The 23,501-nt window shown below is 61.7% G+C and carries 23 protein-coding genes; 15 read left to right on the forward strand and 8 right to left on the reverse strand.

Going from position 1 to position 23,501, the window contains the following annotated elements:
- Positions 1–385: 385 nt before the first annotated feature.
- From ACMZ6R_RS07790 to ACMZ6R_RS07815, 6 genes are all read right to left on the reverse strand, one after another.
- Positions 386–1,039, reverse strand: coding sequence for a flagellar brake protein (locus tag ACMZ6R_RS07790; RefSeq protein ID WP_416110354.1), 654 nt, complete (start codon positions 1,037–1,039; stop codon positions 386–388).
- A complete protein-coding gene (locus ACMZ6R_RS07795) occupies positions 1,036–1,872 on the reverse strand; it encodes a tetratricopeptide repeat protein (protein WP_416110355.1) in 837 nt (278 codons plus the stop codon). The genes ACMZ6R_RS07790 and ACMZ6R_RS07795 overlap by 4 nt, the downstream gene beginning before the upstream one ends.
- Positions 1,873–2,141: 269 nt before the next feature.
- Positions 2,142–3,419 (reverse strand): radical SAM protein, encoded by a 1,278-nt coding sequence (locus tag ACMZ6R_RS07800; RefSeq protein WP_416110356.1) that lies wholly within the window; start codon positions 3,417–3,419, stop codon positions 2,142–2,144.
- A 12-nt stretch (positions 3,420–3,431) separates the two neighbouring features.
- On the reverse strand, positions 3,432–4,787 hold the full coding sequence (locus tag ACMZ6R_RS07805; protein WP_416110357.1) for a nitrogenase component 1: 1,356 nt from the start codon (positions 4,785–4,787) through the stop codon (positions 3,432–3,434).
- Positions 4,784–6,193 (reverse strand): nitrogenase iron-molybdenum cofactor biosynthesis protein NifE, encoded by a 1,410-nt coding sequence (nifE, locus tag ACMZ6R_RS07810; protein WP_416110358.1) that lies wholly within the window; start codon positions 6,191–6,193, stop codon positions 4,784–4,786. The genes ACMZ6R_RS07805 and nifE overlap by 4 nt, the downstream gene beginning before the upstream one ends.
- 217 nt (positions 6,194–6,410) lie before the next feature.
- Positions 6,411–7,100, reverse strand: a complete 690-nt coding sequence (locus ACMZ6R_RS07815) for a TerC family protein (RefSeq protein ID WP_416110359.1) — start codon at positions 7,098–7,100, stop codon at positions 6,411–6,413.
- A 193-nt stretch (positions 7,101–7,293) separates the two neighbouring features.
- On the opposite strand from ACMZ6R_RS07815, the gene ACMZ6R_RS07820 reads away from it, so the two are divergent.
- Positions 7,294–8,460: a DUF3419 family protein gene (locus ACMZ6R_RS07820; protein ID WP_416110360.1), complete on the forward strand. Its 1,167-nt coding sequence runs from the start codon at positions 7,294–7,296 to the stop codon at positions 8,458–8,460.
- On the forward strand, positions 8,457–9,095 hold the full coding sequence (locus ACMZ6R_RS07825; protein ID WP_416110361.1) for a class I SAM-dependent methyltransferase: 639 nt from the start codon (positions 8,457–8,459) through the stop codon (positions 9,093–9,095). Before ACMZ6R_RS07820 ends, ACMZ6R_RS07825 begins: the two co-directional genes overlap by 4 nt.
- Before the next feature lie 467 nt (positions 9,096–9,562).
- Here ACMZ6R_RS07825 and ACMZ6R_RS07830 read toward each other — a convergent pair whose 3' ends face one another.
- Positions 9,563–9,922 carry a hypothetical protein gene (locus ACMZ6R_RS07830; protein ID WP_416110362.1) on the reverse strand — a complete coding sequence of 120 codons (360 nt, stop codon included), beginning with the start codon at positions 9,920–9,922 and terminating at the stop codon, positions 9,563–9,565.
- An 82-nt stretch (positions 9,923–10,004) separates the two neighbouring features.
- Here ACMZ6R_RS07830 and ACMZ6R_RS07835 point away from each other — a divergent pair, with 82 nt between their 5' ends.
- From ACMZ6R_RS07835 to ACMZ6R_RS07895, 13 genes are all read left to right on the forward strand, one after another.
- Complete coding sequence (locus ACMZ6R_RS07835) at positions 10,005–10,520, forward strand: NADH-quinone oxidoreductase subunit J (RefSeq protein ID WP_416110363.1); 516 nt, start codon at positions 10,005–10,007, stop codon at positions 10,518–10,520.
- Positions 10,517–10,828, forward strand: coding sequence for an NADH-quinone oxidoreductase subunit NuoK (gene nuoK / locus ACMZ6R_RS07840; protein WP_416110364.1), 312 nt, complete (start codon positions 10,517–10,519; stop codon positions 10,826–10,828). Before ACMZ6R_RS07835 ends, nuoK begins: the two co-directional genes overlap by 4 nt.
- A 3-nt stretch (positions 10,829–10,831) precedes the next feature.
- Positions 10,832–12,325, forward strand: coding sequence for a monovalent cation/H+ antiporter subunit D family protein (locus ACMZ6R_RS07845; protein WP_416110365.1), 1,494 nt, complete (start codon positions 10,832–10,834; stop codon positions 12,323–12,325).
- A gap of 92 nt (positions 12,326–12,417) precedes the next feature.
- Positions 12,418–12,684 carry a hypothetical protein gene (locus ACMZ6R_RS07850; protein WP_416110366.1) on the forward strand — a complete coding sequence of 89 codons (267 nt, stop codon included), beginning with the start codon at positions 12,418–12,420 and terminating at the stop codon, positions 12,682–12,684.
- Positions 12,671–14,485, forward strand: coding sequence for a Na(+)/H(+) antiporter subunit D (locus tag ACMZ6R_RS07855; protein ID WP_416110367.1), 1,815 nt, complete (start codon positions 12,671–12,673; stop codon positions 14,483–14,485). Before ACMZ6R_RS07850 ends, ACMZ6R_RS07855 begins: the two co-directional genes overlap by 14 nt.
- 26 nt (positions 14,486–14,511) lie before the next feature.
- Entirely contained in the window at positions 14,512–16,089 is a 1,578-nt protein-coding gene (locus ACMZ6R_RS07860) for a complex I subunit 4 family protein (protein WP_416110368.1), read from the forward strand.
- Positions 16,086–17,486, forward strand: coding sequence for an NADH-quinone oxidoreductase subunit N (locus tag ACMZ6R_RS07865; RefSeq protein ID WP_416110369.1), 1,401 nt, complete (start codon positions 16,086–16,088; stop codon positions 17,484–17,486). Before ACMZ6R_RS07860 ends, ACMZ6R_RS07865 begins: the two co-directional genes overlap by 4 nt.
- A gap of 36 nt (positions 17,487–17,522) precedes the next feature.
- Entirely contained in the window at positions 17,523–17,921 is a 399-nt protein-coding gene (locus tag ACMZ6R_RS07870) for an NADH-quinone oxidoreductase subunit A (RefSeq protein ID WP_416110370.1), read from the forward strand.
- Complete coding sequence (locus ACMZ6R_RS07875; RefSeq protein WP_416110371.1) at positions 17,879–18,415, forward strand: NADH-quinone oxidoreductase subunit B; 537 nt, start codon at positions 17,879–17,881, stop codon at positions 18,413–18,415. Before ACMZ6R_RS07870 ends, ACMZ6R_RS07875 begins: the two co-directional genes overlap by 43 nt.
- Positions 18,412–18,966 (forward strand): NADH-quinone oxidoreductase subunit C, encoded by a 555-nt coding sequence (locus tag ACMZ6R_RS07880; RefSeq protein ID WP_416110372.1) that lies wholly within the window; start codon positions 18,412–18,414, stop codon positions 18,964–18,966. Before ACMZ6R_RS07875 ends, ACMZ6R_RS07880 begins: the two co-directional genes overlap by 4 nt.
- Before the next feature lie 9 nt (positions 18,967–18,975).
- Complete coding sequence (locus tag ACMZ6R_RS07885; protein ID WP_416110373.1) at positions 18,976–20,133, forward strand: NADH-quinone oxidoreductase subunit D; 1,158 nt, start codon at positions 18,976–18,978, stop codon at positions 20,131–20,133.
- On the forward strand, positions 20,130–21,119 hold the full coding sequence (nuoH, locus tag ACMZ6R_RS07890) for an NADH-quinone oxidoreductase subunit NuoH (RefSeq protein ID WP_416110374.1): 990 nt from the start codon (positions 20,130–20,132) through the stop codon (positions 21,117–21,119). The genes ACMZ6R_RS07885 and nuoH overlap by 4 nt, the downstream gene beginning before the upstream one ends.
- Position 21,120: 1 nt before the next feature.
- Positions 21,121–21,642 carry a 4Fe-4S binding protein gene (locus ACMZ6R_RS07895; protein WP_416110375.1) on the forward strand — a complete coding sequence of 174 codons (522 nt, stop codon included), beginning with the start codon at positions 21,121–21,123 and terminating at the stop codon, positions 21,640–21,642.
- An 86-nt stretch (positions 21,643–21,728) separates the two neighbouring features.
- Here the strand turns inward: ACMZ6R_RS07895 and ACMZ6R_RS07900 are convergent, their stop codons facing one another.
- Positions 21,729–23,501, reverse strand: coding sequence for a hypothetical protein (locus ACMZ6R_RS07900; protein WP_416110376.1), 1,773 nt, complete (start codon positions 23,499–23,501; stop codon positions 21,729–21,731).

The raw sequence follows: 23,501 nt of genomic DNA on the forward strand, positions 1-23,501 counted from the left end.
TTCCCTGTAACGTGTTCCAGATGCGGTTTGTGCCAGGATGGACCTGGCATTGTGAGGACTTATGGTTCCAGCAGCGTTTTCGTCTGGGATATTTTGTCCCAGTCGCGGCCCAAGGGATTTCCTTGTCCCGGGCCGGCCACAGCATTCATGGACGACGCAGGGGACCGGGAAAAGGCGGCCGGTGGAAGAAAAAAAACAGGGACAGCAGGCGTGCAAGCATGGCGCACTCCTTGTTTGCAAGAAGCGGTAAGCAAGAACGGTGCCTGTCGGAAGGAAGCGCGCCATGGGAAGGGGGGGGCGATGGCGATCCCCCTTGCAGCGTCGAACGAACAAAAATGAAGGAGGGCTTGCGACGTTTTCGTTGCGAGGGGAGCCCGGCGGGCGGTCAGCCCAGCACATGCAGGGCGGTATCGAGGTAGCCGGCCAGGGCTTCCCGGATCTCCTGGGGGACTTCCTTGAATTTGAGCCCGATGTCCACCCGGCGGGCCGAAGGGAGTACCCGTTTGACCGCGCAGGGAAGCGTGGCCTTGGCGCTTGACCCGATCAACTCGCAGGACAGTTCCACCACCGCGTCGATGGCCGGCTCCGGCGCTGCGGCCTCGCGCGGAAAGGAGAACTGGCAGCCGGAAATGCTGACGTCCCTGAGCAGGCCGGCGACAGTGACGTCGCCATGCTTCATGCACCCGGGCAGGCAGCAGGTGATACGCTTGTGCTTGCGCAGGTCGCGGGATTCAAGATTGGCCGGGTAGGTGAGAAAGACGAGGGGAAAAGGGATCTGGATGTATTTGATGAGGCGGGAGGAGAATCCCACCACCGCGCCCTCGTGCAGATAGCGGGCGATCACCGTGTTGTCGGGATAGAGCATCGGGTACAGGGCGTCGCGGGAGGTCTCGGTTGCCGACGGCATCTGCACGATTACGAACCGGCCCCGCTGATGGCCCACGCAGGTCGTGGCCAGTTTTTCCTCCAGGCCGGCAATTTCCAGCAGCACCTTGGTGCCGGGCGGGCAGTGCAGGGAAAAGGCTCCGGGAACGCTCATGCCGCCCCCGTATCCTGCGCGGCGCCGTCGCCGGCCTCGGAGGCGAGTCCGTCGAGATGGGCCAGGAAGCGCCTGGCCTCGGCGAAATCGGGGCGCAGGGCCAGGGCCTGGCGCAGATGCCCCTGGGCGGCCGGGATGTCGCCGCTTTCGGCCAGGGCGCGGGCCATGTTGAAGTGGAGGTGCTCGTCGTCGGCATTGCGCGAAAGGGCCTGTTCGTACAGGGCGATCGCCTCGGCGAAGCGTTTCCCCTTGCGCAGGGAGATGGCGAATGTGTTGAACAGGTGCCGTTCCTGTTCCTGGAACAGGGCGTCGATGCCGAGGATGCGCCGCATGGCCGAGGCCAGCTTTTTCCCGTCGCCTTTTTCCAGAGAGATTTTGCCCAGCTCGACGTTGGCCTTGGGGTGCTTTTCGTCCAGGAGCAGGGCTTTGACGAAATCCTTTTCGGCGGCGTCGAGTTCGCCCGCGTCCAGATGCTTGTCGGCCGTGGCGATTTTTTTCTTGAGGGATTCGAGAAACGGCAGACAGCGCTTTTCGTAGTATCCGGGGCGCGGCTGGTAGCTGCGAAGAAACTCGCCTTTGGTGAGCGTCGTTACGGGGCCGGATGGAATGGAATTGGCGTTTAAGGGTTGGACGCAATAATCGTCGTCGTTTATGCGACGCACGAACCAGAGCGTCTCCTGGGCGTAGCGTTTCTTTGTTCCGCCAAGACCTGTCCTCGAATCCTGACTGAGTGCGTAGACGCCGAGGACGTGGCTTTCATCGGAAACGGGTTCGTCAGAACCGGTTTGCAGTTCGATACTATCTGTTATTTCGGTGTTCGCAGTTTTTTGCATGTCCTGTTACAGTGTCGATCAACGGAGGCATGCGCGGATCGAATGTATTTTTGTCTTTTCCCAACTTGCCGTCTGGCCCTTTTAAAGACGCTGCCCGGACAATGATCATATACCATGGGATAATAAAACGCTAACTATACCGACACCACGCTGTTGTCAAAAAATGAACGGCGATCCACCCAAACATCCGGGGGAATCGCCGTTTTTATAAAGATCGACGCCAGGATACGCTACAGGAGCGTTCCGGCGAGATGCCGCGCGGTCGGGGATCAGCCGCAGCCTTCGCCGCTGCCGCCGCTGCAGCCGCAGGCCTTGCCCAGGCCCTTGCGTCGGCTTTTGAGCAGGGACAGGTCCCCCGCGCCGTACACCTCGGTCAGGGCAGTTTCCAGGAATCCCGAGCATTCGTAGGGCAGCACCCCGGCCGCGGTCAGCACCTTGCGCGGCGTTTCGCCGTAAGCCGCCACCAGCACGGCCCGGCAGTCGGAGAGCACCTTGGCCAGTTCCTCCCAGCGCTTGGGGCCGGCCCCCGGGTCCGGGGCGTAGCGATCCTCGACGTAGGAGAAACCGATGCCTTCCTGTTTCCATATCTGGAACCTGTGGGCCTCGCCCAGGTGCATGTTGACGAGCATGCCCTCGCGGGTGGCCACGGCCACGTAGGGGCGCGTGGACAAGTCGGCGCCGGGCACGGTGTGGGAGCATTCGCTTAAAAGCGGGGCCAGCTCGCCCGAACGGTCGTTGCACAAAAGGCCCACGGCGTCGGCCCGGCAGCGCTTGCAATGGCTCATCTGGGGCAGCATCTCGCCGGCGCTGGCCCGCAGGTCCTTGATCATCTCGGCCGTGGGCGCGGGCACCTCGGCAAAGGGCGTCTCGGCCACCGGGAAAAGCGGCATGATATTTTGGATGTCCACCCCGAGTTCGGAGAGCTTCTTGGACACTTCCAACACGTTCCGGTCGTTGACCCCGGGGATGACGATGGTGTTGGATTTGACAATGACGCCTTTTTGCTTAAGGATTTTGATCCCTTCCATCTGGCGTTCGAGCAATAGCCGGGCCGCGTTCTCGCCCCGGTGGATGACCTTGCCGTCCCGGGCCCAGGCATAGATCCTGGCGCCGATCTTCGGGTCCACGGCGTTGACCGTGACCGTGACGTGGGAGACGCCGAGTTCGGCCAGTTCCGCGGCCCGCGCCGGCAGGGCCAGGCCGTTGGTGGACAGGCAGAAAAGCATCTGGGGGAATTTTTCCTTGAGCAGGCGGATGGTCTCGATGGCTTCCGGGTTGGCCATGGGGTCGCCCGGACCGGCGATGCCGGCCACCGTAATGCGGGGCTCTTTTTCCAGCACCTTTTCCATGTACAGCACGGCCTGTTCCGGCGTGAGCACGGCGCTGGTCACGCCGGGGCGCGATTCGCTCACGCAATCGTATTTGCGATTGCAGAAGTTGCACATGATGTTGCACTTGGGCGCAACGGGCAGGTGGACACGGCCGCAGGAGCCGGCGGATTCGCGGTTGAAGCAGGGGTGCTTGGAAAGGTCCTTGGTGGTGGTCATTGCGCGCTCCTTTTAAAGATAGCCGTATCCGACGCCGCTGTCGGCCTGCTTGCGTTCGAGGAGGGTGTTGACGAGCCGGTCGAAAAGCGTCTGGGCACCGCGGTAGCCCACATGGAGCAGGCGCGGGCCGCCGAAGCGGTCGTGGATGGGAAATCCGATGCGAAGAAGCGGCACGCCCATGTCCTTGGCGTAGCGGTAGCCCTTGCTGTGCCCGACGAGGATATCCGGAGCGAGGTCGGCGGCCTGTTCGGCGATGTCGTGGAAGTCCACGCCTTCCCTGGCTTCGGGCGGCTCGGGCAGGATGCCCTCGGTCACGTCGGCCAGGGCCTGCTTGAAGTTGCGGCAGGTGGCGCCGGTGGCGGCCAGGATGGGCTTGACGCCGATTTCGGCCAGGAAGGCCACCATGGCGATGACGAGGTCTTCCTCGCCGTAGACGATGGCCCTTTTCCCGGCCACGTACTTGTGGCCGTCGACGTAGGCGTCGATGAGCCGGCCGCGCTCGGCGGCGTGTTTTTCCGGCAGGGGCGTTCCGGTCAGCTCTTCCAGGGTGGCGAAAAAGGCGTCGGATTCGCGCACGCCGATGGGCAGGCCGACGCGGATGTTGCGCACCCCGAAGCGGCGCTCCAGGTTGGTCCCGGCGCTTTCGGCCATGTGGTCGGCCCGGCCGCATTCGATGGACCCAAGCGCGCCGGACATGGCCCGGATGGAGGCCACGGGCGTGCCGCCGGCCGGCAGCTTCTCGTAGTCGAGCAGGGCCGGCCGGTCCATGGCTTCGGAAATGTCGGGCAGGACCGTATAGGCGACGCCGTAGTCGTCCAGGATTTCCTTGAAGTAGCGGATGTCGGCCGGGGAGACGAAACCGGGGATGAGATTGACGCGGCGCTCGGCCGGGGCCTTTTCCCGCACGAGCTGGGAGGCCAGCGCCGCCGTGGCCGCGTGCCAGCCTTCCATGTGGGTGCCGGAGTAGCTCGGGGTGGAGACGTTCACGATCTCGGGCAGGGGCAGATCGCTGAACTCCTTGCGGAACTCGTGGAGAAGGTGCGGCACGTCGTCGCCGATGGTCTCGGTCAGGCAGGTGGTGGCCACGCCGACCACCGTGGCCCCGTATTTGGACATGACGTTCAAGATGCCCTTTTTGAGGTTGGGGCCGCCGCCGAAGACCGCCTGCTTTTCGCCGAGGGCCGAGGAGGCGATGTCCATGGGCTCGCGAAAATGGCTGATGATGTAGCGGCGCATGTAGGTGGCGCACCCCTGCGAACCGTGCAGGAAGGGAATGGCCCCCTCCACGCCCCGAAAGGCCAGGGCCGCGCCGAGCGGCGTGCACAGCTTGCAGGCGTTGGTGGTGGAAACGTAGGGCGAATCGCTCATATGCCTTCTCCCCCGGCCGCGCGCTTGGCGGTCTCCTGTTCCTTTATGGCCTTGGCCATGGCCTCGCGCCTGGGCACGAAGCGCCAGATGGGGCTGGTGGCCGAGGCGTGCACTTCCTTGGCGAAATTGAGCATGCCGACGAAGCCTTCCAGGGCCTCCTTGCGCTCGTGGTTGTGGTCGCAGAAGCCGACCCCGAGCTTGTGGGCGATGGGCCGTTCCTTGACCCCGCCGACAAAGAGGTCCACGTCGAGTTCCCGGACGAATTTCGACAGCTCCAGCGGATTGGAGTCGTCCACGATGACCGTGCCCGGGTCGCAGATGGAGGCCAGCTCCTCGTAGTCTTCCTTGGTGCCGGTCTGGGACCCGACCAGGACCACCTTCATGCCCAGGTGGCGAAAGGCCTTGATGAGCGAGAAGGCCTTGAACGCGCCGCCGACGTACACGGCCGCCTTCTTGCCCTCGAGATCCTTGCGGTACTCCTTGAGCTTGGGCAAAAGCACGCCCAGTTCCTCGCGCACGAGTTTCTGGGTGCGCTCGACGATGCCCGGATCGAGGTGCTTGAAGCGGTCGGCCACGGCGTAGAGCGAGTCGGCCATGTCCTCGATGCCGAGGTAGGACACCCGCATGAATGGCGTGCCGAACTTCTCCTCCATCATCTTGGCCAGTTCCATGGTGGAGCCGGAGCACTGCACGATATTGAGCCCCGCGCCGTGGCAGCGGCGGACGTCGGCCACCCGGCCGTCGCCGGTGATGTTGGCCACCACCTGGACGCCCATCTTCTCGAAATATTCCCGGATGATCCAGATTTCGCCGGCCAGGTTGAAGTCGCCCAGGATGTTGACCGACATGGGGCTGATGTCCGAGGTGTCGCCGGTGCCGGCCAGGGTGAAAAGGGCCTTGCAGGCGGCGGCGTAGCCTTCGCGCTTGTTGCCCTTGAATCCCTCGGACTGGACCGGGATGACCGGAATGCCGGTCTTCGCGGCCACGTCGCGGCACACCGCGTTCACATCATCGCCGATGATGCCCACGATGCAGGTGGCGTAGACGAAGGCGGCGTTGGGCTTATGGCGCTCGATGAGTTCGAGCAGGGCGGCCTTGAGCTTTTTCTCGCCGCCGAAGATGACGTCGCGTTCCTGGAGGTCGGTGGAGAAGCTTAAGCGATGCAGCTCGGGGCCGGAGGAAAGCGCGCCCCGGATATCCCATGTATAGACGGCGCAGCCGATGGGGCCATGGACCAGATGCAGGGCGTCGGCGATGGGGTAGAGCACCACGCGCGAACCGCAAAAGACGCAGGCCCGCTGGGACACCGCCCCGGCCAGGCTGTCGCGGTTGCAGGCCAGTTCAAAAGGCCCTTCCCCCTTGCGGTGGATCTGATCGCGCCGTTCTTCGAAAATGGCCTGTTCCATGAAGGCTCCTTTCCCCGGTCACCATATGTCGGGGTCAGCGAGACTCTACAAGGATCATGCCAGGAAAAGACTTGTTGATTTATAAGGGTTTTTTGTCACGACCCAGCATGGTGTTACAAAAATGTACGCGAGGCGGCGACAGAAATGTAGAGACAGGCACGTTCGCCTGCAAAAAGCGTGGCCGGAGCCGGCGCGACGTGCCTTGCCCTGCGGGGCGTCAGGCCCTGGCCACGTGCCGCGCCCAAAGCCGGCCGACGACCACCACGCCCACGGCCCCGACGACCTCGCCGGCGTACACGGCCGTTTGGCCGGGCCCGGTCAGCGACGCCACCCAGGCGTCGGTCAGGACCATTTCGGCCGCCACTTTGCCGAGCACGGCCGCGCCGAGCGCGATGATGATCGGGAACCGGTCCATAAGGCGCGACAGGGCGCCCGCCGCGAAGATGACGAAGGGGATGGACAGCCCCAGGCCGAAGACGAGCAGGGCCAGGTTGCCCCGGGACGCGCCGGCCACGGCCAGGATGTTGTCCGTGGACATGACCAGGTCGGCCGCGACAATGGTGGTTATGGCCTGCCAAAAGGTCGTGCAGGACTTTTCCTTGTCCGCCGCGTCGCCCTCGGCGAAGAGCTTGACCGCGATCACGGCCACGAGCAGGCCTCCGGCAAGCTTCAAAAAGGGCAGGTCGAGGAGTTGCGACGCGACGAAGGTGAGGGCCACGCGCAACACGACCGCCGCGCCGGCTCCCACGGCGATGCCCTTCGTGCGGGACCAGGGCGGCAGATTGCGCACGGCCAGGGCGATGACCACGGCGTTGTCGCCGGCCAGCACCACGTCGATGGCCACGATGCTTACAAGCTGCAGCAGGAAATCGGGGGAAAAGGAAAAACCGGAGAGAAAATCAGGCATGGGTGCTCCCTTGGCCAGCCGGCTCTAGCAAACCGGGCCGGCCGGGGCAATGCCCTCCGGGCGGCGGGATTGTCTCACGCCCGTCACTGTCCCGTCGCCTGCCGGGCCAGGGCCTTGCGTATAAACGGCGGTCGACAGTTCATTTTCCAACCAACCGGCCACCCCGTCGGCCAACCGGACTCCGCCCGCACCCATGGCAAAAAAACTCCCCACCCGCGTCCAGGACGCCTTTTTCCGCCTCGTTCACGGCAACCGCCTCGTCTACAACACCTGCTGGGAAGACCCGCGTCTGGACCGGCAGCTGTTGGAACTGGCCCCGGATTCGCGCGTGGCGGTCATCACCTCGGCCGGGGACAACGCCCTGGATTACCTCCTGGACGCGCCGGCCCAAATCGACTGCGTGGACGTCAATTTCCGCCAAAACGCCCTGCTCGAGCTCAAGCGGGCCCTTTTCAGCCGGGCCTCCTTCGAGGAACTGTACGCCTTTTTCGGCGAGGGCGGCGGGGCGGCCTGCGCCGGCGTGTACGCCCGCATCCGGGGGGCCCTGCCGGAATACGCGGCCGGCTTCTGGGACCGCAACATCGCGTATTTCAAGGCCGGACGCCTGTCGCGGTCTTTTTACTACCACGGCGCGTCCGGCGTGGTAGCCTTTGCCTTCTCGAAGATGATAAGCGCGCTCAAGCCCGGGCTGCGGCGCAACATCCCGCGGTTGCTCGGCGCGGCGAGCCTCGAAGAGCAGCGCCGCGTCTTTGCCGCCATCGAACCCGCCTTCTGGGATCGTTTCAGCCGCTGGCTGGTGGGGCGGCCCGAGACCATGGCCCTGCTCGGCGTGCCGCGCCCGCAAATCGACCTTATCCGCGCCTCCCATCCCGGCGGCCTGGAGGGCTTCGTGCGCGACAAGGTCAAGCAGGTCTTCACCGGCCCGTCCATGGCCGAAAACTACTTCTGGCGCGTCTACCTGACCGGCCGCTACACCCGGCGCTGTTGCCCCGAGTACCTGAAGGCGGACAATTTCGCGGCCATCCGCGACCGCCTGCCGCGTCTGGCCAGCCATACCGACACCCTAAGCGGTTTTCTGCGCCGCCATGACGGTCCCGGCTACACCCACTTCATCCTGCTCGACCACCAGGACTGGCTGGCCAGCCACGCGCCGGCCGCCCTGGCCGAGGAATGGGAGCTCATCTTCGCCAACGCCGCTCCCGGCGCGCGCATCCTCATGCGTTCGGCCGGGCTGACCGTGGACTTTCTGCCCCGCGACGCCCGCCGGCGGTTGCGCTTTTTTCCGGAAGTGACCGAACCGCTCCACGCCGCCGACCGCGTCGGCACCTACGGCAGCCAGCATCTGGCGGTGGTGGCATGAGCGGGAATGCCTGCGCCAACGAGGCGCTGCTCGGCTACTACAAGTGGCATGCCCGCATCTACGACGCCACGCGCTGGAGCTTTCTTTTCGGCCGCGACCGCATTGTGCGTCTGGCCGCCGCGGCCCTTGGCCCCCGTCGCGAAAAGCCCCTGCGCATCCTGGAGGTCGGCTGCGGCACCGGCCGCAATCTGACCCGCCTGCTGACCACCTTTCCCGCCGCCCGCATCACCGGCATCGACCTGTGCCCTTCCATGCTCGCCCGGGCGAGTCGCGCCACGGCCGGTCATGCCGCGCGCGTGCGGCTCCTCTGCGCGCCCTATGCCCCCGAAAGCTTCGATCCCGCCCGCGCCGACCTCATCCTCTTTTCCTACAGCCTCTCCATGTTCAACCCCGGCTTCGACGCCGCCCTCGACGCGGCGCGCGGCCATCTCGCCGTGGGCGGCTTGCTGGCCGTGGCCGACTTCCGCCGCAGCCGCTTCCCCTGGTTCGAGCGCTGGATGGGCGTCAACCACGTCCGCATGGACGACCACCTGCTTCCCGCCCTGGAGCGCCGCTTCACCGTCCGGTGCCAGGAATCCCGGCCGGCCTACGCCGGTTTCTGGGACTACTTCTGCTACCTGGGCCAGACGCGGTAGCGACTGGGCAGCGCCCAAGCCCCGCAGGGCCCCGCCCTGGACCACCGGTAGGCGAGCGTCTCCCCGGCACTGGTCGGGGCGTGTGATCTTCACTTTTTTCACAATTTCCGTGCCGTGTATCGCGCGGCCAGTGCGTTGTTTGTGCTGCGAGGCGCAAACTTCGGGTCTTTTGCCGATTGCATTATGCATCGGAGAAGTGAGGTTTAATGGATTCCGGGCGGGTAAAAATTTTTCACGAATCGCTTTTTTAAAAATAAGTATAATTATTTTATCATGTTATATTTGTATGCTTGCGTGCGGCGCAGGCATGGAGTCGTATTTCTATAATAGATGCTCTGGCGGCGGGGGAGGGGACATGCTACAATAAGGTAACTTTTTCATCCTTGACTGGCGTGGGGAAAGGGGTTTATAAGCTTCCGGCAGTCGTAACACAGATAGTAAAAATCATGACACGGCTAGCGCGATTGTTATTTGAAAATTGCAGCATGATACAAGCTACGCGGCAGCGTCGCTTCAATTCCAGGCGCAAATTGTGAAAAAAAGATCATAAAACGCCAGCCATGGGGGCTGGTGCTATTGTTGTTTTGAGTGACGCTGTCTGTAAAATGAAAGTAAAACATAGTGGCACTGGTGCCTCGAGCGTGTTTGAATAAAAAATTGTAGAAACATTTCGAAAAAACAAAAGAAAAAAGTATGCTGCCTGTGGCAATTGCTAGAGTAAACATGCAAGTAGACATACTGTTTTGATAAATATTGATGTTAAATAGCGTGTTTGATTTTTCAGGTATTGTTTTTTTTAGTGTGGTTGACTGTTTTGTGGTGTCCATGTCCGGCTTTACTAACGGATGAGGCCTTTGACCGCTGGAAATCAGCTTGTTCGATTTCCAAAATGAGAGCAGCGGGGCGCTTATGAACGAAATGTATCTTGGCCAGTTCGCCTTCGCCTTTTACACCCTGATCGTCCTGGCCGGCGGCGGCCTTGCCGTTTCCGCCGCGAGCCTGGTCAGGGCCATGCTGGGGCTCGTCGTGGCCCTTTTGGGCGTGGCTGGACTGTATCTTCTGCTTCTGGCCGATTTCGTGGCCCTGATGCAGATCCTCATCTATGTCGGCGCGGTCACCGTCCTGATCTTCTTCGCCATCATGCTCACCCGGGCCGCCGCGGACGGCGGCGAGGCGGAAGGCCCCGGGGCCGGCGGCATCCTGCGCGCCATCCCGGCCTTTCTCGTCCCGGCGGGCATCCTGGTGCCGCTTCTGGCCGTGTACGGCGCGACCGGATTCCCCACACCCAAAAACGTCAGCCCGGCCCAGCTCGGCGCCGGGTTGCTCGGCCCCTACACCCTGGCCTTCGAGCTGATCTCCGTCGTGCTGCTCGCGGCCATGGCCGGGGCTGTCATCCTGGCCTTTGAAAAGCGAGAACCCAGATGAACAATCCGCTCGTGCTTTACCAGGTCGTGGCCGTGATGCTGCTGTGCCTGGGGCTTTATGCCCTGGTGGCCCGGCGCACCCTCATCGGCATGCTCATCGGCGTGGAGTTGATGTTAAACGGCGCGGGGCTTTCCATCGTGGCCGCCGCCCAGCTCACGCCCATGGACGCGGTCCTTGGCCAGCTCGGCGCGCTTCTGGTCATGGGGCTTGCCGCCGCCGAGGCCACGCTGGTTCTGGCCATTGTCCTGGTGGTCAACAAACGTTTCGGGGACGCCACCGCCGACGGCCCCAGCGAACTGAAGGGGTAGCTCATGGCCGTTGCCGCTCAAACCGTCGAAAGCGCCCGGGTCCTCGCCCCGATCATCATCACCTTCCTGGCTCCGTTCGCCTTGTGGCTCCTGCGCAAGAACCAGGACCTGCGCGAGGGCGTGTCCTTCGCCGCCGCGGCCATGGCCTTCGCCGCCGTGGTGTCCATGGTGCCCGGGGTGCTTGACGGGGTTGTCTGGACCTATCACGTCGTCACCTTCTTCCCCGGCGTGTCCATCACCTTCGCCGTGGACGGGCTGTCCTGCATCTTCGCCATCGTCGCCACGTTTTTGTGGTTTTTCGCCACAAGCTACAACATCGGCTACATGCGTACCCTCAAGGAACACGCCCAGACCCGCTATTACTTCTGCTTCGCCGTGGCCATCTTCGGCGCCGTGGGCGTGGCCTTTTCCGGCACCATCCTGACGCTGTACCTCTTTTATGAGATCATCACCGTCTTCACGTATCCCCTGGTCGCCCACCATCAGGACGCCGAAGGCTACCACGGGGCGCGAAAGTACCTCATCTACTTGATGGGCACCTCGAAGCTCTTCCTGCTGCCGGCCATGATCCTGACCTACGTCCAGTGCGGCACCCTGGACTTCAACCTGGTCGACATCAGCCACGGCATGTTCCCTCCGGGGGCCAACCCGACCCTGGTGACCATCACCTACTTCCTTTTCATCTTCGGTCTGGCCAAGGCCGCCATCATGCCGCTGCACAACTGGCTGCCCTCGGCCATGGTCGCGCCGACGCCCGTCTCGGCCCTGCTGCACGCGGTGGCCGTGGTCAAGGCCGGCGTGTTCTCGGTCGCGCGCATCATGCTGTCCTGCTTCGGCGTGGACCTGCTCTCCCATCTGGGACTGGGGCTCATCACCGCCTATCTGGCCGCCTTCACCATCCTGGTGGCCTCGATCATCGCGCTCACCAAGACCGACCTCAAGGCGCGGCTGGCCTATTCCACGGTCAGCCAGCTCTCCTACATTATAATAGGCGTGGCCATGCTTTCGCCGCTGGCCATCGAGGGCGGTCTGCTGCACATCGCCAACCACGCCTTTGCCAAGATCACGCTCTTTTTCGCCGCCGGCGCGATCTTCGTGGCCACGCGTCTGCGGGAGATCCCGCTCATGGACGGGCTTGGCCGCAAATTGCCCTTTACCTTCGGCGCCTTTGCCGTGGCCTCGCTGTCCATGATCGGCGTGCCGCCGGTGTGCGGCTTCGTCAGCAAATGGTATCTGGTCAACGGAGCCGTCAGCATCCACCAGTATATTCTGCTGATCGCGCTTCTGGCCTCGACACTCTTAAACGCCGGCTACTTCGTGCCGGTGGTCTACCGGGCCTTTTTCCGGCCGCCGGTCGCCGGCATGGACCACTCACAGTTCAAGGAAGCGCCGCTGGTCATGGTGGTGCCGCTTTGCCTGACGGCGCTCATCTCCGTGCTGATCGGCGTGTATCCGCAGTTTTTCCTGTCCTTCGTGGACGCTTTCGGCAGATTTTAATCGGCAACCGCAAGGAAATGCCGGTCGTTTGTAAATGATGGCAGGGCCGCGCGTCTCTTGGGGCGGGCGGACACAGAGAAGGGGAGATCGCCATGCAGGAACCGCAATCGCTTGGAAACTGGCTGGAGCGGGCCAGGGCCAACGCCGCCGGATGGAAAAAAGCGCTCTATGCCGTACTGGGCTTATGCGTGGTGCTCAACCTCTTCATCACGCCGCACCATCCCCATTTCCCCGGTGAAGGCATGCCCGGGTTCTGGGAGGTCTTCGCGCTCGTGGCCACGATCGTCATGGTCGTGGTGCTCAAAAAGGTGATCTACCCCATCTTGGCGCGCCCGGAGGACGACAATGGCCGGTCTTGAAAACATCGTGGGCATCCATTTTCTGCACCCGGCCATCGGCTTCCTGGCCTTGGCCCTGGTCATGGCCTTTTTGTCCAATGAAACCTACAAAACGTGGCGCTGGCTGCTGCTGGCCCCGCCCATCCTGGCCATCGCCTCGGTCGTTGCCCTGACGCTCGGCCCCGACGGCGTGCGCAACCTGGCCTCCATTCCCTATCTCGGCCAGACGTTGGAGCTGGGCCGGGTGGACGCCCTGTCGCTCATTTTCGCCGACGTCTTCGCCATTCAGGCGCTTATAGGCTTCATCTACGCCCTGCACGTGCCGGACAGGGGACAGCACATGGCCGCCTGCGCCTACGTCGCCGGGGGATTCGGCTGCGTGTTCGCCGGGGATTACATCACGCTCTTTATTTTCTGGGAACTGATGAGCGTCGCCTCGGTGTTCCTCATCTGGCTGCGCCAGACGCCGCAGGCCACGGCCGCCGGCTTCCGGTACTTCCTGTTCCACACCTTCGGCGGCTTGTTCCTGCTGGCCGGGCTGCTGCTGCGCTACGGGGCCATCGGCACCTTCGCCTTCACCCCGGTGGATCCGGCCACGGCCCACTACTACGACTACCTCATCATGCTCGGCTTCCTGGTCAACGCCGCCTTCGTGCCGCTGCACGCCTGGCTGCCCGACGCCTACCCCGAAGCCACGGTCACGGGCGCGGTGTTCATGAGCGCCTTTACCACCAAGACCGCCGTCTACGTGCTGGCCCGGGGATTCGCCGGGTTCGAGATCCTGGCCGTCGGCGGCTGCATCATGGCGCTCTACGGCGTCTTTTACGCGACCATCGAGAACAATGCCCGGCGCATCCTGTCCTACCACATCGTTTCCCAGGTCGGGTACATGGTCTGCGGCATCGGCATCGGCACGGCCATGGCCGTGGACGGGGCCTGCGCCCACGCCTATGCCCACATCCTTTATAAGGGCCTGCTGTTCATGGGCACGGGCTGCCTGCTCTACGCCTGCGGCACGGCCAAGCTGAGCGAGCTTGGCGGCCTGGCCTCGCGGATGCCGCTGGTCATGATCGGCTACATGGTCGGCGCGGTTTCCATCTCCGGCATGCCGCTTTTCAACGGCTTCGTCACCAAGACCATGACCATCACCGCCGCGGCCGAGGCCCATCGCACCTGGTTGGCCCTCGGCATGGAACTGGCCGCCGTGGGCACGTTCCTCTCCGTCGGCATCAAGCTGCCGTACTTCGCTTTCTGGGCCAAGCCGAAGAGCACCATGGCAATCAAGCCCATCCCCTGGAACATGTACCTCGGCATGGCCATCTCCTCGTTTTTGTGCCTCTTTATCGGCCTGTTCCCGGGCACGCTCTATTCGTTGCTGCCCTTTCCCACGGACTACATCCCCTATACCCCCTGGCATGTGTTGCAGGCCTGCTGCCTGCTCGGCTTCACCGGGCTCGGGTTCTACCTCATGCGCAAGATCATTCCGCCGCACCCCAGCCGCAACCTGGATTTCGACTTCCTGTACCGGGCCATTGGCCGGGGCTTTGTGAAGGTCGTTTCCGTGCCGGCTGCGGCTATCGATAACATCTGGACCGATGTCTACGAGAAGGTTGGGCTTAAGGCCCTGATCGAGGCCGGACACGGCACGAGCATCTTTGACGGCAAAGTCATCGACGGCGTGCTCGACGGCTCGGCCAGGAGCGTGCGTGAAGTCGGCGGGGCAACGGTCGCGCGCGGCCAGACCGGACGGCTGCAGGATTATCTCGCCGCGGCCGTGACCATAGGTCTTGTCATCTTCGCCATCGTCTGGTTCGTCGGCTGACCGCCAAGGGTCAAAGGGAGCTTTGCATGACGACGCAATACGGATTTCCGGTGGTGACGATGCTGATCGTCCTGCCTTTGGTGGTCGCGGCGGCCTTGCTGGTGCTGCGGCGAAACGAGCGCACCGTGCGGCTCGTGACGCTCGGCGCGGGCATTCTCGAATGCCTGCTCGCGTTGCCGCTACTCTCCTACGCGCCAAACGGCCCGGCCTTTCAGTTCGTGGAGCAGGCGCCCTGGCTGCCGGCCCTTGGCATGTCCTACCACATGGGCGTGGATGGCCTGAGCCTCTACATGATCCTTTTAACCGCCCTGATGCTGCCCTTGTGCGTACTCGGCTCCTGGACCTACATCAGTAAGCGCGTCACCGAGTTCCACTTCTGCCTGCTCCTTATGACCTCGGCCTGTATCGGGGTGTTCGCGGCGCTCGATTTCGTGCTCTTCTACGTCTTCTGGGAGGCCATGCTCGTCCCCATGTATCTGCTGATCGCGGTCTGGGGCGGCCCGAGACGGCGCTACGCCTCCATCAAGTTCTTCCTCTATACCCTGGCCGGCTCGACGCTCCTGCTCGCGGCCATCGTGGCCTTCCGCAACGTCGGCGGCACCTTCTCCATCCCGGAACTGATGGAGAAAAGCTATTCCTTCCGCTTCCAGATGTGGGCTTTCCTGGCCATGGCCCTGGCCTTTGCCATCAAGGTCCCCATGTTTCCGTTTCATACCTGGCTGCCGGCCGCCCACGTCGAGGCCCCGGCCGCGGGCAGTGTGCTGCTGGCAGCAATTCTGCTCAAAATGGGCGCCTACGGCTTCCTGCGCTTCTGCCTGCCCCTGACCCCGGCCGCCTCGGTCACGGCCGCCCCGGTCATGATCGCCATCTCCATCGCCTCCATCATCTACGGCGGCTGCATCGCGCTGGGGCAGACCGACATCAAGAAACTGATCGCCTACTCGTCCGTAGGCCATATGGGCTTCGTGACGCTCGGCATCTTCCTTTTTAGCGTCAAGGGCGTCTCCGGGGCCATCCTCCAGATGCTCAACCACGGCATCACCACCGGCGGCCTCTTTATGATGGTCGGACTCATCTACGAACGCAGCCACAGCCGCGAGATCACCGACAACCAGGGGCTCGGCAAGTTCATGCCGGCCTTCATGTTCCTCTTCGGCGTCTTCTCCTTCTCGTCCCTGGCCTTTCCGGGCACCAACAGTTTCGTGGGCGAGATACTGGTCCTTATCGGGGCCTTCTCCAGCAATACCTGGGTCGGCTTCTGCGCCGTGCCCGGGGCCATGCTCGCCGCCGCCTACATGCTGCGCCTGCTGCAGCGCGTGACCTGGGGCGAGCCGAGCTCCTTCAAGAAGAGCTGGCATGACCTCGGCGCGCGGGAATGGGTGACGCTCATCCCGCTGGCCTTGCTCGTCTTCTATATCGGCCTGGCCCCGTCGTTGGCCATCAAGACCATCGAGCCCTCCATCGAGCGTGTGCTTTCCGTCATGCACCAAAAGAATCAGGCCATGGGCTTGACCAGTGACATGAAGTTCACCGAGCGCATGCGCCTTCCCGCGTCCATGACCGTGGCCACTGCCACGGACGCCGTCCGCAAGGAGCTTCCATGACCATCTTCAAACTGTTGCCGGAATTGTGGCTGCTTGGCATTGTCTGCGCCCTGTTCGTCGCCAGTGTGCGCGGCTCGCGCCGGGTGATGTCCTGGCTGCCCGTGGCCGCCGGAATCGGCGTGCTGGTCGCCGTGGCCGGGCTCTCGTCCCGGGGCGAGATGCTCTACGCCACCTACAAGCTGGATGCCCTGTCGCAGTTTTTCAAGCTCGCCATCGCCTTCGGCTTCGCCGTGGTGACCGGCATCGCCGCCGGCAAAAAGGATAGCCGGGACCTGACCCCTGACTACTTCATGCTGCTGGCGCTTTCGGCCTGGGGACTCATGCTTTTGGCCTCGTGCGTGGAGCTGGTCACGCTGTACCTGGCCCTGGAGCTTTCCTCCTACAGCCTCTACGCCCTTATTCCGCTGCGCGGCCAGGATCGCCGCGCGGCCGAAGCCGGCATCAAGTATATCCTTTTCGGCGCGGCGGTGACGGCCATTGCCCTTTTCGGCCTGTCCTACATCATGGCCGCCAAGCACACGACCTACATCGCCGCCTTGGCCGCCTCCTCCTGGAGCTTTGCCGACGCGCCCCTGGCCGTGGTCGGGTTGACCCTCTTTCTGGCCGGCTTTTTTTACAAGCTGGCGCTCTTCCCGTTCCACTTCTGGTGCCCTGACGTCTATCAGGGAACGAAAAACGAGACGGCCGCCTACGTGGCCACCATTCCCAAACTCGGCGCCGTGGTGGTGCTGGTGCGTCTGGCCGCCATCCTCACGCCGCACATGGAAGTGACCACCATCCTGGCCGTGCTCGGCGCGATCTCCATGACCGGCGGCAATCTGGCCGCCCTGGTCCAGCGCGACGTCAAGCGCCTGCTCGGCTACTCCTCCGTGGCCCATGCCGGCTACATCATGCTCGGCCTGGCCGCCGGATCGGCGGCGGGACTTGCCGCCTCGGCCTTTTACAGCCTGGCCTACATCCTCATGAATCTGGCCGCGTTTTACGTGGTGTGCACCATATCCAAGGATGGCGAGAATCCGAGCCTGGACGACCTCGACGGCCTCTACCGGCGCGCGCCGGCCCTGGCCATGATCCTGGCCGTGGCCGCCTTCTCCCTGGTCGGCCTGCCGCCGACCGCCGGGTTCACGGGCAAGCTCTTCCTGCTCTCGGCCGCCTGGGACCAGGGCTTTTACTGGCTGGTGATCGTGGCCGTGCTCAATACGGCCATCTCCATCTACTACTACCTGGGTCTGGTGCGCCACGCCTACACCGGCGAATCTGACGCCCCGGCCCTGGCCATCCCCAAGGGCACGCTGGTCTTTGGCGGCGTGCTGGCGGCGCTGGTGCTTTTGGCCGGCATCATTCCCGCGCCGCTGTACGATCTGGCGGCCTTGGCCGGGACCCAACTGCACCCCTAGGGTGCGGCGGCAGTCAACGAAAGGAGGGAAAGGCGCATGGTCTTTACCTGGTTTCAAGCGGCGATACTGCTCTTCTTCCTGGGCGGGGTGCTCTTTGCCGCCGGCCCGCTTCTGGCCGAGCTGTTCCTCGCCCCCAAGGCCCGCGGCGGAGCCCTGGCCGAGACGTACGAATGCGGCGTGCCCACCCACGGCCGTTCCTGGGTCCGGTTCGGCATCAACTACTACTTCTACGCCCTGATCTTTTTGGCCTTCGAGGTGGATATCCTCTACCTCTTCCCCGTGGCGGCCCTTTTCGCCCAGCCCCAGGGGATGGTCGCGGCCATCAAGTTGCTGGTTTTCATCGCGGTGCTCGGCGCCGCCATCATCTACTTCATGCGTAAGGGAGTGTTCACATGGCCCCGCAGAATCCAGGTCCGTGTTGCGCCCCGGCCGTAAACACGGTCGAACCGGCGCTCGTCGCCACGCCTGCGGTCCAGAAGATCGTGGATGTGTGCCGGGCCATGTCCATCTGGCCCATGACCTTCGGCATCGCCTGCTGCGCCATCGAGATGATGGCCGTGGGCATGGCCCGGTTCGACATCGCGCGCTTCGGCGCGGAGGTTTTCCGGCCCTCGCCGCGCCAGTCCGACCTGATGATCGTGGCCGGTACGGTCAACAAGAAGCTCGCCCCGCTGGTGGTGCGGCTTTTCGAACAGATGCCCGCGCCGCGTTTCGTCATGGCCCTTGGCAATTGCGCCATCTCGGGCGGCCCGTTCAATATTGAGGGCCAGTACAACGTGGTCCAGGGCGTGGACACCCTCATCCCGGTCGACGTCTATGTGCCCGGCTGCCCGCCCCGTCCCGAGGGATTGCTGGAAGGCCTGTTCGCCATCCAGCAGAAGATGACCGGCCGGCGCTGGTGGCAGGTCCCCGCTGGAGGCGAACGATGAACCCGGCCCTTCTGGAAAAACTCCATCCGGCCTGCTCCGCGCCCCTGGATTTCAAGGCCACGGGCTGCGTGCTCTCCGTCACCCTGACGGCGGAAACCATCCACAACGCCGTGGCCGTGCTTTTCGCCGAAGGCTACCTGCTCGAGGACGTCATGGCCTCCGACCTGGAGGAGGGCTTCGAGGTGGCCTACCACCTGAGCCTCCTCGACGGCGCCAACCGCGTCGTGCTGCGCCTGACCGTGCCCCGCGACAACCCGGTGGTGCCGACGGTGAGCGACATCTATTCCGGGGCCGACTGGCACGAACGGGAATGCTTCGATTTTTACGGCATCACTTTCACCGGCCATCCGAACCTGCACAATCTGCTTCTCCCCGAAGACAGCGATATCCATCCGCTGATCAAGGCGGAGAAGGCCCGCAAGTCCCTGGCCGATCTCGTGCCGCTTTCCTATCTCGTCGACTGCGGGCTGGCCGAGCCCGCTCCCGAGCCCAAGGAGAAGGCCAAACCCGCGCCGGTGGTCCCAAAAGCCGCCAAGGACGCCCAGGGCTAAGGAGGAAGCATGCAAGCCTTCGATCCGAATTCCTTGCGGGGTGATCTCGTCTCCGCGCGGTTCGAGCCCGGACCGACCGAGGACAAGCTCATTTTGAGCATGGGCCCGCAGCATCCCTCCACGCACGGCGTGTTGCGCATCATGCTCGAACTCGACGGCGAGTACATCGTGCGGGCCGAGCCGGTGCTCGGCTACATTCACCGCATGCACGAGTGGATGGCCGAGCAGAAGACCTACATGCAGTTCATGCCGAATATGGGCCGGGTGGACTATCTCCATCCCATGGCCTGGAACTGGGCCTTTGCCGGAGCGGTGGAACGGCTGATGGGTCTCGAGGTGCCGGAGCGCGCCGAGTACATCCGCGTGGCCGTGACGGAACTCAACCGCATCACCTCGCATTTGCTGTGGTGGGGCGCCTATCTGCTCGACCTCGGGGCGTTTACTCCCATCATGTACGCCTTCGACGATCGCGAGAAGATCCTCGACATCCTCCAGGACGTCACGGGTTCGCGCCTGACCTATTCCTACTTCACCATCGGCGGACTGTACGGCGACGTGCCGGACGACTTCGCCTCGCGCTGCCTGGCCTTCACCAGGCACCTGCGTTCGCGGCTGCCCATGTACCGCGATCTGGTCACGGACAACGTGATCCTGCGCGGGCGCTGCGAGGGCATCGGCGTCATGGACGTGGAACTGGCCCGACGCTACGGCGCGACCGGCCCCATGATCCGCGGTTCGGGCGCGCCCGTGGACACCCGCCGGGCCGAGCCCTACGGCGTCTACAACCGCTTTGACTTCCACATCCCGACCTACACCGAAGGCGACGCCATGGCCCGCTACATGGTGCGCCTCGACGAGTTGGTCACCAGTTGCGACATCATCGACCAGGCCGTGGCCAACCTGCCGGACGGCCCGATCCAGACCAAGGTGCCGAAGACCATAAAGCCGCCCAAGGGCGAGGCCTCCTTCGCCGTCGAGGGCGCGCGCGGCAAGATCCTTGTCCACGTACGTTCCGACGGCGGCCCCAAGCCGTACCGGGTCAAGCTGCGCGCCCCGGGTTTTTCCAACCTGCACGTGTTCAGCGAACTGGCCGAGGGCACGCTCCTGGCCGACGCCGTTTCCATCCTGGGCAGCCTTGACCTTGTCATCCCGGAGATCGACCGATGAACATGGACATGCTTTTAAGCCTCGATTATCCGCTGACGCGGCTGGTCATCGGCCTGCTGGGCATCTTCGCCTTTGTCGGCCTCAACGGTCTGATTCTGGTGTGGGTCGAGCGCAAGGTGGCCGGCCATTGCCAGTACCGTCCCGGTCCGTTGCACGTGGGCCCGTACGGCCTGCTGCAGCCGCTGGTCGACGCGGTCAAGCTCATGGGCAAACAGCTCGTGGCGCCGGCCCGGTGCGACCGGGTCCTTTTCTGGACCGCACCGCTTCTGGCCTTCGCCCCGGTGTGTATCTGCCTGTTGCCGTTGCCCTACGGCCCCAGCCTTTCGCCCATCCCCATGAACCTCGGGTTGGTGCTCATCCTGGCCTTTTCCGGACTTGGCGTGCTGTCGCTGATCCTGGCCGGCTGGGGTTCCAACAACAAATACGGTCTGCTCGGCGCGGCCCGGGCCGTGGCCCAGTCGGTGGCCTACGAGGTGCCGCTGCTCCTCTCGGTCATGGCCGTGGCCCTGACCGCCGGATCGCTCGACCTCTACACCATCTCGGCCCAGCAGGGCGGCTGGCCCTGGCAGTGGTACGGCGTCAAGAATCCGCTGGCCTTTTTCATCTTCCTCATCTGCGCCGTGGCCGAGACCAACCGTGCCCCCTTCGACCTGCCGGAAGCCGAATCCGAACTGACGGCCGGGTTCCACACCGAGTATTCGGGCATGGGCTTCGGCCTCTTCTTCCTGGCCGAATACGCCAACATGATCGTGGTTTCGGGCGTTGCCGCCGCGCTGTTCCTGGGCGGCTGGCAGGGGCCGTTTCTGCCCGGCGTGTGGTGGTTTCTGGTCAAGATCTACTGCGTGCTCTTCTTCATCATCTGGCTGCGCTGGACGTATCCGCGCGTGCGCTTCGACCAGCTCCTTAACCTCAGCTGGAAGTGGCTCACGCCCCTGGCGCTGATCGACCTTGCCCTGACCGTGGTCGTGGCGGGACTTGGAGGCTGACATGTCGCAACTTTCGCAACTTATCGAAGAAGCCTACACGGGGCTCAAAAGCCTGGTCATCGGCCTTGGCGTGACGGGCAAGGCGCTGTGCGAGCCCGGCGTGACCGTGCTCTATCCCAAAGAGGAAGTGGACAACCTGTCCACCTTTCGCGGCCATGTGGAGCTGATCGGCAAGGACGACGACCCGGCCGTGGCGCGTTGCGTGGCCTGCGGCGCCTGCGCCAAGGCCTGCCCGTCGAACTGCATCTCGGTGCTGTGCCCGGTGCCGGTCAAGGAAGGCGAGGCGGATACGGGCAAGCTGGGTCCGGCTCCCCAGAAGGGCAGCAAGACGCCGGCGCAGTTCATTGTGGATTACTCGCTTTGCAGCCTGTGCGGCCAATGCGCCCGGGCCTGCCCCGTGGATTCGCTACGCTTTTGCCACGACGCCTACATGGTGGCTTTTGACCGCAAGGCGTTTCAATTCGAACTGGTTTCCCGGCTGCGCCAGCAGGTGGAGCAGGCGCTCGAAGGCGGCGAGGAATAGGAACGCGTCACGCCGGCTGTACGGCGTTTTCGATGGATACGACAAGCGCCCGTGGGTAACCACGGGCGCTTTTACGTTATTGAGTATCAGGCAAACAAAGATAACTGGATGCTATTTGAAGTGCTTTTTTTGTCTGGAGTAATCGTTTCTGGGAGCGATAGTGGTTTGTCGCCTCTGGCGATTCGCTCAAGTTGTTGCTTCATGTTGTTGCAAAAAGGATGGACAGGTTTTAAGTTTTCAACGCATGTTTCTTTTTTTATCGAGTAGTCAACGAAAAAGTGGTCATATTGTTTGCCCAAGCTTAGATTTATGACGCCTTTACATATTGGACATCGTGTGCTCTCTTTGAAAAGATGCTCAAGGTTGATCGTGTTCTTTTGAGATTTTGAAGCTGCTCTGCTTTTATTGATTTTGTTCGCTTTGAGTTGAAAGCCAAATTCTGTAGCGATATTTTGAATGGATGATTTTTCATCTAATCCAGACATTTTGTTTTCTGATAGCTTGATAATGATATTGTTTATAGTTGAAGCAATCTCTTTTGTTGATTTAAAACTACCACCTCTAGATGAAGCAATGTTCGTAATGTTGGATTTGTATTCCATTAGCAATGCTTCAAATGTGCCTCTGACAAAAGTTAATGCTAGTTTCTTTTCTTGTACAAGCTCTTTATTGCAAAAAATCCAGTATATAAAAGCATATAGGAGGTTTTTTGAATATGTTCCTTGATGGTTGTAGTTGTAAATTGCTGGTACGATACTTAGCGATTTACTTGTGGTATTTTCGCCAACTAGGTGTGAGAGTCTATCCTTTATAATGTTGAGTATAGTCTTTGCGTTTTCAATGATTATGTTGGGAGGGGCGTCATGCATTTGCTGTAAGAATTCTTTCTTTGAATCTTCGGTGCTCAAAAATTTATTTTCAGAAATCAAAGCAAGAAGCTCTAAAGCGTCTTCGTATTGTTGGCTAGGTTTTGACATTACTAAAGGTTGATTGAGGTCGATAATTGCTCCATCAAATGGGGGGACAAATAGTATCTTATGGATTGCGCTTGAAAGTTGGTCAAAGCTTTTTATTTTTTCTTGTAGACTAGTGTCAAGGCCGGAAGAAGGCCAGTAATGTCCGCTTTTCCCATTGATTATACTCATCGCTATCCGAGCATAAGGACCATTCCTAAATTCAATTAAAGACTGTTCAAAAATGTCTAGCTTTTGACCACCTTTGTTGATCTTTAAAAAAGATTTTTCAGCAACTTCATATGTGCCATAAATCCATTGAGTAGGGATAGTAGCACCTTCTTGTATCCTATTGTAAAAACGAGATTGAGCAAAAGCTTTGGGGCTCATAACATTTTTGGGTGCTCCTCCAGCTTCTGTGATTCGCTTGCATTCTTCAGAGGCTCTTTTATAATCAGAAAATGATCCAATTTTACTTTTTACAAGTTCCCGTGTCGCATGACCCATATCACGAATTTCAGTTTCATAAAGGCTGTTGTAACTTTTGTCGTTGTTTTCTCCCCAGTCATCAATCATCCATGCTCTGATAACTGAAAGTCTATGGGCTCCATCGATTACAAATACATATCCAGAATCATCACTCTTCCAGATAATAATTCCTGGTATTACTAGATTGTTGACTAAAGAATCAAGAAAATCTGCACACTCATTAGGCCCCCATGAGTTAGTCTCTCTTTGAAAATCGGGTTTTCTTAAATTGTTGAACCATTCATTTTCGAATATATCTCGTAGTCTGAAATCTGCTCGTGCACCAGGTTCGTTTTGATATTCATAGGCCTTGTGATTGATATCAATATACCTGAGATTTTGGCGTGGAATGATGTGATCTAAAAAAACTTTAGGCAT

This window comes from Solidesulfovibrio sp. C21, from assembly GCF_047785625.1.
Taxonomy (GTDB): Bacteria; Desulfobacterota; Desulfovibrionia; order Desulfovibrionales; family Desulfovibrionaceae; genus Solidesulfovibrio.

Coding starts and splice junctions, on each gene's coding strand:
- ACMZ6R_RS07805 (WP_416110357.1), bottom strand. CDS start 4,787: ATGAGCGATTCGCCCTACGTTTCCACCACCAACGCCTGCAAGCTGTGC.
- ACMZ6R_RS07895 (WP_416110375.1), top strand. CDS start 21,121: ATGTCGCAACTTTCGCAACTTATCGAAGAAGCCTACACGGGGCTCAAA.
- ACMZ6R_RS07900 (WP_416110376.1), bottom strand. CDS start 23,501: ATGCCTAAAGTTTTTTTAGATCACATCATTCCACGCCAAAATCTCAGG.
- ACMZ6R_RS07880 (WP_416110372.1), top strand. CDS start 18,412: ATGAACCCGGCCCTTCTGGAAAAACTCCATCCGGCCTGCTCCGCGCCC.
- ACMZ6R_RS07795 (WP_416110355.1), bottom strand. CDS start 1,872: ATGCAAAAAACTGCGAACACCGAAATAACAGATAGTATCGAACTGCAA.
- ACMZ6R_RS07800 (WP_416110356.1), bottom strand. CDS start 3,419: ATGACCACCACCAAGGACCTTTCCAAGCACCCCTGCTTCAACCGCGAA.
- nuoH (WP_416110374.1), top strand. CDS start 20,130: ATGAACATGGACATGCTTTTAAGCCTCGATTATCCGCTGACGCGGCTG.
- ACMZ6R_RS07875 (WP_416110371.1), top strand. CDS start 17,879: ATGGCCCCGCAGAATCCAGGTCCGTGTTGCGCCCCGGCCGTAAACACG.
- ACMZ6R_RS07835 (WP_416110363.1), top strand. CDS start 10,005: ATGAACGAAATGTATCTTGGCCAGTTCGCCTTCGCCTTTTACACCCTG.
- ACMZ6R_RS07790 (WP_416110354.1), bottom strand. CDS start 1,039: ATGAGCGTTCCCGGAGCCTTTTCCCTGCACTGCCCGCCCGGCACCAAG.
- ACMZ6R_RS07820 (WP_416110360.1), top strand. CDS start 7,294: ATGGCAAAAAAACTCCCCACCCGCGTCCAGGACGCCTTTTTCCGCCTC.
- ACMZ6R_RS07860 (WP_416110368.1), top strand. CDS start 14,512: ATGACGACGCAATACGGATTTCCGGTGGTGACGATGCTGATCGTCCTG.
- ACMZ6R_RS07855 (WP_416110367.1), top strand. CDS start 12,671: ATGGCCGGTCTTGAAAACATCGTGGGCATCCATTTTCTGCACCCGGCC.
- nuoK (WP_416110364.1), top strand. CDS start 10,517: ATGAACAATCCGCTCGTGCTTTACCAGGTCGTGGCCGTGATGCTGCTG.
- ACMZ6R_RS07815 (WP_416110359.1), bottom strand. CDS start 7,100: ATGCCTGATTTTCTCTCCGGTTTTTCCTTTTCCCCCGATTTCCTGCTG.
- ACMZ6R_RS07885 (WP_416110373.1), top strand. CDS start 18,976: ATGCAAGCCTTCGATCCGAATTCCTTGCGGGGTGATCTCGTCTCCGCG.
- nifE (WP_416110358.1), bottom strand. CDS start 6,193: ATGGAACAGGCCATTTTCGAAGAACGGCGCGATCAGATCCACCGCAAG.
- ACMZ6R_RS07850 (WP_416110366.1), top strand. CDS start 12,418: ATGCAGGAACCGCAATCGCTTGGAAACTGGCTGGAGCGGGCCAGGGCC.
- ACMZ6R_RS07825 (WP_416110361.1), top strand. CDS start 8,457: ATGAGCGGGAATGCCTGCGCCAACGAGGCGCTGCTCGGCTACTACAAG.
- ACMZ6R_RS07845 (WP_416110365.1), top strand. CDS start 10,832: ATGGCCGTTGCCGCTCAAACCGTCGAAAGCGCCCGGGTCCTCGCCCCG.
- ACMZ6R_RS07830 (WP_416110362.1), bottom strand. CDS start 9,922: ATGGACACCACAAAACAGTCAACCACACTAAAAAAAACAATACCTGAA.
- ACMZ6R_RS07870 (WP_416110370.1), top strand. CDS start 17,523: ATGGTCTTTACCTGGTTTCAAGCGGCGATACTGCTCTTCTTCCTGGGC.
- ACMZ6R_RS07865 (WP_416110369.1), top strand. CDS start 16,086: ATGACCATCTTCAAACTGTTGCCGGAATTGTGGCTGCTTGGCATTGTC.